The 6,505-nt window shown below is 41.9% G+C and carries 10 protein-coding genes; 9 read left to right on the top strand and 1 reads right to left on the bottom strand.

Translation table 11 applies throughout. From position 1 onward, the window contains the following. From G519_RS0132020 to G519_RS0131985, 8 genes are all read left to right on the top strand, one after another. A partial coding sequence (locus tag G519_RS0132020; RefSeq protein ID WP_029198123.1) for a transposase occupies nucleotides 1–275 on the top strand: 275 nt, incomplete at its 5' end. Between the two features lie 134 nt (nucleotides 276–409). After that, nucleotides 410–814, top strand: coding sequence for a DoxX family protein (locus G519_RS0132015; RefSeq protein ID WP_029198122.1), 405 nt, complete (start codon nucleotides 410–412; stop codon nucleotides 812–814). A 20-nt stretch (nucleotides 815–834) separates the two neighbouring features. Beyond that, nucleotides 835–1,494, top strand: coding sequence for an alpha/beta hydrolase (locus tag G519_RS0132010; RefSeq protein ID WP_029198121.1), 660 nt, complete (start codon nucleotides 835–837; stop codon nucleotides 1,492–1,494). 8 nt (nucleotides 1,495–1,502) lie between these two features. Further along, complete coding sequence (locus tag G519_RS0132005; RefSeq protein ID WP_029198120.1) at nucleotides 1,503–2,273, top strand: DODA-type extradiol aromatic ring-opening family dioxygenase; 771 nt, start codon at nucleotides 1,503–1,505, stop codon at nucleotides 2,271–2,273. A gap of 214 nt (nucleotides 2,274–2,487) precedes the next feature. Further along, complete coding sequence (locus G519_RS0132000; RefSeq protein WP_029198119.1) at nucleotides 2,488–3,069, top strand: TetR/AcrR family transcriptional regulator; 582 nt, start codon at nucleotides 2,488–2,490, stop codon at nucleotides 3,067–3,069. Nucleotides 3,070–3,139: 70 nt separating this feature from the next. Continuing rightward, the gene (locus tag G519_RS0131995) at nucleotides 3,140–3,769 is read left to right on the top strand and encodes a VC0807 family protein (protein WP_029198118.1); all 630 of its coding nucleotides are present in this window, start codon (nucleotides 3,140–3,142) and stop codon (nucleotides 3,767–3,769) included. Then, on the top strand, nucleotides 3,766–4,266 hold the full coding sequence (locus tag G519_RS0131990; protein WP_029198117.1) for a GNAT family N-acetyltransferase: 501 nt from the start codon (nucleotides 3,766–3,768) through the stop codon (nucleotides 4,264–4,266). The genes G519_RS0131995 and G519_RS0131990 overlap by 4 nt, the downstream gene beginning before the upstream one ends. A 44-nt stretch (nucleotides 4,267–4,310) precedes the next feature. Next, the gene (locus tag G519_RS0131985) at nucleotides 4,311–4,946 is read left to right on the top strand and encodes a DUF2306 domain-containing protein (RefSeq protein WP_036634566.1); all 636 of its coding nucleotides are present in this window, start codon (nucleotides 4,311–4,313) and stop codon (nucleotides 4,944–4,946) included. Between the two features lie 36 nt (nucleotides 4,947–4,982). Here G519_RS0131985 and G519_RS0131980 read toward each other — a convergent pair whose 3' ends face one another. Further along, nucleotides 4,983–5,414 (bottom strand): SRPBCC family protein, encoded by a 432-nt coding sequence (locus G519_RS0131980; RefSeq protein ID WP_029198115.1) that lies wholly within the window; start codon nucleotides 5,412–5,414, stop codon nucleotides 4,983–4,985. A gap of 284 nt (nucleotides 5,415–5,698) precedes the next feature. Between G519_RS0131980 and G519_RS0131975 the strand changes: the two genes are divergently transcribed. Further along, entirely contained in the window at nucleotides 5,699–6,340 is a 642-nt protein-coding gene (locus G519_RS0131975) for a MarC family protein (RefSeq protein ID WP_029198114.1), read from the top strand. Nucleotides 6,341–6,505 lie beyond the last annotated feature (165 nt).

The raw sequence follows: 6,505 nt of genomic DNA, 5'->3' as shown, positions 1-6,505 counted from the left end.
CTCCGAATGTCGAAGTCGCAACGCATGGTTTTAATCGTTGGCTTGAGCAGGGTGAACAAATCGCTCACACAGCTGTCAAAAGTGCGCTGAAAACGATGCGTAACTGGCAGGACGAAATCCTCAATTACCACCATTGCCGTTGGACAAATGCTACTGTAGAAGGTCGTCATAACCGTATTAAAGCATTTCAACGACGTCATTATTTCTTGCGTAACCCAGATCGATACAAAGCGGGCATTTTAGTTGAATGTAATCTTCATCGACTTTCAAGCTAAATATTCAAGCACTGATTTTGAGGTTGAGCCTTAATAATAACAATATTTTTATTGACACGCTACACCATTGCGATTTATATTAGTCATATGAAATAAACATTATTATTACTTATATACAAAGGAGAAGGAAGCGAATGACGAAAGTAACAGTGGTGGCGACTTTAATGCGTGTGGTTTTGGGAATAATATTTCTAGCCCACGGAATCAGTAAATTGCAAATGGGACTAAGCAATGTTGCGGCTTGGTTCAGTTCCATGGGTGTTCCTGGTATATTGGCTTATGTCGTTGTAGTTCTCGAGGTGGTCGGAGGGATTTTGCTGATTATAGGTCTCTTTACCCGCTATGTATCGGCTTTATTTATTATTATGCTCATTGGCGCTATTTTTACGATGAAACTATCCGGCGGATTGCTTGGAAACAGCCAGATGGCTGGTTATGAGTTGGATCTGGGTTTTATATTAGTAGCGATTTATCTGTTTGTTTCTGACACTTCGCCGCTATCAATCGATCAAGCATTGTTTAGAAAACGTGGAATTTAACGCATAGGAGGAGATTTCTTATGTACCCAGCTTATAAGTATGACATTCAACTGCCCTCCCATATGGATCCGGAGAAAAAGTACCCGACGATCTTCACGCTTCATGGAAAAGGATCTAACGAGAAAAACATGTTTGGTTTGGTGGCGCCTGTGTCCGACGACTTTATTATTGTCAGTATTCGCGGAAATCTGATTTTAGGTGCTGGGTATCAATATTACGAGTTGAAAAGCCTGGGTAATCCCATTCGGGAAATGTTCGACCAAGCGATTGGGCAGTTGGAAGCATTCATTCATTATGCGACGGAGAAGTATCCGATTGATGCGGCCAAGCGCTATTTGCTGGGCTTTAGCCAAGGCGCGATTTTATCCATGTCGCTTGCGCTTACGATGGGTGAGCAATTGAAAGGAATCGTTGCGTTAAATGGGTATGTGCCTGATTTTGTGAAAACAGAGTATCCTCTGAAAAGTGTAAACCATATATCGGTGTTTATTTCTCATGGAGAATTCGACACGGTATTCCCGATTCGGATCGGCCATGAGACTGCGGCTTATTTTGAAAACCTAACGTCTAACTTGACTTTCAAAACGTATCCAACCGACCATGGCGTCTCTGAAGAGAATCAACAAGATTTTGTGAATTGGCTTAAAAAGGATGCCGATGTGCATGTAGAAAAGGAGTGAATGAGCCTATGATACCTTCTTATTTTTTCGCGCATGGCGCGCCTTCGATTGTGCTGGAACAAAATGCATACACAGCATTTATCCAAGAATTTGCAGCTAGTATAACGAAGCCTAAAGCGATCGTACTTTTTTCGGCACATTGGGAACAATCGATGCAAACCGTTAGCGCGGTCGATACGTACGGGACGATTTATGATTTCTCGGGCTTCCAAGATGAACTTTACCAGATAACCTACCCGGCTAATGGAGAACGTTCGCTTAGCGAACAAATTCATTCGTTGTTTGCGAAGCATGGCATACAGAGCGTGTTAGACGAAGAAAGAGGACTGGACCACGGTGCTTGGGCAGTCCTCAAGCTGATCTACCCCGATGCAGATGTACCGGTGGTTGCTTTATCTGTAAACCGATATCTAACCAATGAGCAGCAATATCAAATAGGCAAAGCTTTGTCCGAGCTGAGGGAACAGGATGTTCTTATTATCGGCAGCGGCGGGACCGTTCATAATTTGCGGAAGCTAAATTGGCAGACGGAAGGGATCGACGAATGGGCCGAATCGTTCGATAACTGGCTGCAAAATAAGTTAGAAACGTGGGATGTCAATGCGCTGTTTAATTACAGGGAATTAGCTCCTTATGCCGAGGAGGCTGTACCGACTAACGAGCATTTTATTCCTTTGATGCTTGCGATGGGGACGGGAGACGGGAACCGTCAAGCGAAATTGCTTCACCGGAGCTATCAATTCGGCAATTTAAGCTTAAGCTGCTGGCAATTTAATTGATGATCTCTGCAAAGTTGGCGTCCACAGTAAAAACAAGAATAGCACCAGACAGGAGAGGGAGCGTAATTGCTCTCTCTTTTTGTTGAAATTTAGTGGATATAGCGGTCTGAGAAACGCTTGACAAACCGTCGGTCGGTATTATATGATCAATTCATCGGAAAACCGTCGGTCGGTTTCCATTCAAACATTTGCAAAGAAAGCGAGAAATGACAACATGGAACATGTAAACACAAGTTTTCAAATGATTCTCGATACTACGGAAGAGTTAATCAGAGAGAAGGGCTGCAGACAAACCACGCTGCAAGATATTATTAGCAAAACGGGGTTATCCAAGGGTGCCATTTACCATTATGTGACTGGCAAAGATGAACTCCTTGGTCTCGTGCTTAAAGCAAGAATTGAACAAATGAATGCCAAGTTTCATGAAGTTGTAAACAATCCAACATCGCAAGGCTTAGAAAATCCGCTTCAACTTATTGCCACAGGGATCGCGCAAACTTCACATCATGAGGATGTAACGAATAAAATTTTTATTTACTTGCTAAGTCAAATGGATAATCCCAAGGTGTCGGATATTATGAAGGGTGTTTACCAATACACGCTGAACACGTGTGTGCAATGGATTGAAGTAGGACAGCAAAGTGGAGTGATTCCACCAACCGTAGAAAAAGTGAAAGTGGCCGAGGGCATGCTGATGTTCATGTATGGATTACGTGTGCAAAATACAATTAGGCAAGAGGCGGGAAGTATGAATATGCAAGATATGATGCAGTTCATGTTCCGCTCATTACAGTAATAAGTTAGTACGGATGCAACATCTAAACAAGAAAGGTTAAACAGCCTACCATCGAAAGGACGTCTAAAACATGTCAAAACGTCAATATATCATCTTAACGCTACTTATTAACGGAATCATCCCTTGGGCACTTTATGTCTGGCTCTCCAATTACATGACAAGCATCGCGGCTCTTTCAGTGGCAACCATGGTCCCTTTGGTAGACAATCTGGTACATCTTATCAAGCATCGAAAGCTCGATGCCTTTGGTTCCTTAATGTTGTTCACCTTTATTTTAACACTAGTCCTTGTTGCATTGGGCGGGAGTGAAAAGGTCCTGCTCATACGCGAATCGTTGATCACTGGTTCTGTGGGATTGGTTTTCCTTGGGTCACTGCTCTTCCATCGACCGCTTATGTTTTATCTGGCTAAGCGCTTTATTGGGAATCCTGATTTCGTCCACAACTGGCAATATGAGTACTTTCGTTATGTGATGAGGCTAATGACTTTTGTGTGGGGAGTGATATTACTTCTGGAAGCAGCCGTCCGCACTACCATGGTATTCCAGCTTACGACTGCTGAATTTCTTGCTTTATCTAACCTTGTCCTTTACGGATTCATCGGGGCAGCTATAGCTTGGACCGTCATCTATAGGAAGCATTCGGCCAAACGATTGAATGAGATCAAGCGGAATATAGAGCTGAAAGGAAGCTTGATATGACCATTATGCGATTGGAAAGCAAGGATAAGAGCGGGGTTATGTCCTTATTTCGATCCGTAACGCAGGATTTAAAACGAAAAGGAATCCATCAATGGGATCGATTTTACCCAAACGGCATTGTCATCAGAAGCGACCTACGAAATAAGAATCTTTTCGGGATAAGCATCGACGATCAAATCGTAGCCGTTGTTGTCCTCGACACGAAGCAAAGCGCGAAATATAGTGCATTACAATGGAGCGATACACAAGGGAAGTCAGCTTGTATTCATCGATTGGCTGTGCATCCCGAATATCAAGGTAGAGGCTTAGGCAAGCAGTTGCTGCAATTTGCTGAGAACCTTGCGGGACAGCAAGGGAATAGCAGCATTCGTTTGGATGTCTACACAGGGAATCGTGGCGCTTTAAGCATGTACAGTCGGGCTGGCTATCAGCAGGTGGGAGAGATCAAATTTCCTTTTCGGGAAGTGCCTTATATGTGTTTTGAGAAAATCTTGTAGGGCCACATTAGAACAAAAAAAGAGATGGCGAGGTGATCACCCGTATGCGAAAGACAAGGATGTTCTTCCTATTCCTATTTGCTTTCTTAATCGTTGCGTATGCTGTCATTCAATATGGATTTTATGATCCGAAACTAGCAGGATTAGTTCAATTTAAGCTCAAGAGTCCGGACTTCCATGTAACGCCGTGGGTATATTTCTTATATGCCCATATTGCTACGGGGGCTTTGGCCTTACTGATCGGCCCTTTTCAAATCTTCCGGAAACAAAGCAATAATATAGCCCAACGCATACACAGACGTTTAGGGAAGATATACGTCGCATGCATTATGCTAAGTGGTTTGATAAACATCTATTTATCGATGTTTGCCAGTGGTGGATGGGTGGCGCGGACTGGTTTTTTTACGATGGATCTCATATGGATGTATACGACATACATGGCTGTTGCTAAGATAATGAGAAAAGATATTCAAGCACATCGCAATTGGATGCTGCGTAGTTATGCGATTACTTTTGCAGCGGTAACCTTACGATTGTATCAAGTGCCATTGATGATTTTATTCGGGGAATTCGAGCCTGCCTACCGAATCTCGGCTTGGTTATGCTGGGTGGCTAATCTTCTTGTTATTGAACTTGTTATTCGTAAGAGCGCAGTCAAAACACATGCTGTGGAGGTTTAGAATGAACCGTGTCCAAGGCTCATGATCGCTGTTTACTTAGTATTCCTCTTCAGCTAGTTTTTTTATGGTGTCCAATGTTTCTTCCCAGTTTTTATCCGAATGTTCGTACATGGTCAGTGTGGAAAAGTTACTGTGATTTAATTTCAGCATGGTCTTGTTTTCATTGTCTTTTAATGTGAATTCGATCATCGAATAGTTTTCTGGACTGTCGGCAGTCCCGGAAAAGCCGCTCCAGTAGTCGTAAGCAAAAGTCTGTAGAGCTTCAAGCTTCAATAGATGTCCTTTATCTTCAAATGCTTTGCCATCCCAAGTGAAGGAAAAGGAAATAGGATGTCCTACCATCCAATCCGTCTGGATCGTCACTCCCAACCATTGTTTAATAGAAACAGGGTTTGTAAGAATGTTCCAAACCGTCTTCGCCGTTGCATGAATTTTTCGTTGCTTTTCAATGGATAGATTGTTGCTCATGATTTATTACCTCTCTTTTAAGTGTTTACCTCGAATTATCGGTTAATAATATGAAAATAGTAGCACATGGAAAAAAAGGGAGTATCGTAAAAACGCGACAAGTAGCAAAGATTTTTCTATCCGTGGTTTGGATGGGTATGTAATTGGCTTCGGGTGGTTAAGCAAAGATATGTGATATAATGATCCCATTCGTGGAAGAGTGGGGTGACTTGAGGGATATAAATCCAATTGAAGGGCTAGTCAACTGGAATAAGGACACTGAGCATACAAATAGGAGAGACTATATGGATCTGTACACATCATTTTTATTGCTGAGCCTCACTTCATTCTTTACACTCATTAATCCACTTGCTATCATGCCAATCTTTATGTCGATGACAGCCGATCTTGAATCACAGAAGAAAGTCCATACGGCTCGCAAAGCAGTAGTTGTTTCATTTTTTACATTGCTCATTTTTTCAACAACGGGCGAATGGGTATTTCACTTTTTCAACATTTCAATTAACAGTTTAAAGATTGTCGGTGGGGTTATTTTCATTTTAATGGGACAGGATATGCTTCAGGCACGACTTGTTCGTACAAAGGTTGATAAAGCGGATGTCGATGCATATGTAAACGATATTTCCATTACACCATTGGCTATTCCAATGATTTGTGGTCCTGGGGCAATTACGAATGGAATTGTTCTTATGGAATCTACGACAAATTTTATGGAAAAGATTATATTAATAGTTGTAATTGCGGTTGTACTTATGCTTACTTACATTGTCCTTGTTAACTCAGCTAAAATTTATCGATGGATTGGCCCAACGGGCAATAATGTGCTAATGCGTTTAATGGGTCTAATTGTTATGGTGATTGCCATTGAGTTTATGGTAAGTGGAATTACGCCGATTATCCGGCAAATTCTGAAAATTTCGCCCTAGTGATATTATTGCCTCTTCTTAGGTGGAATCAAATTTACGAGGTAATTGCTGTAAGGAAATTAACCGAATAGGTCATTCCAAGGTAGGGATCAGCCATGTATTGGTTATTTACAATAATTATTGTGATATGCGTTCTAATTTTTTTGTTCCTGTTTGCACGCAAGA

Source organism: Paenibacillus alginolyticus DSM 5050 = NBRC 15375, from assembly GCF_000422905.1.
GTDB lineage: Bacteria > Bacillota > Bacilli > Paenibacillales > NBRC-103111 > Paenibacillus_E > Paenibacillus_E alginolyticus.
The sequence above is the reverse complement of the archived record's forward strand: the minus strand, read 5'-3'. Positions and strand labels throughout refer to the sequence as shown.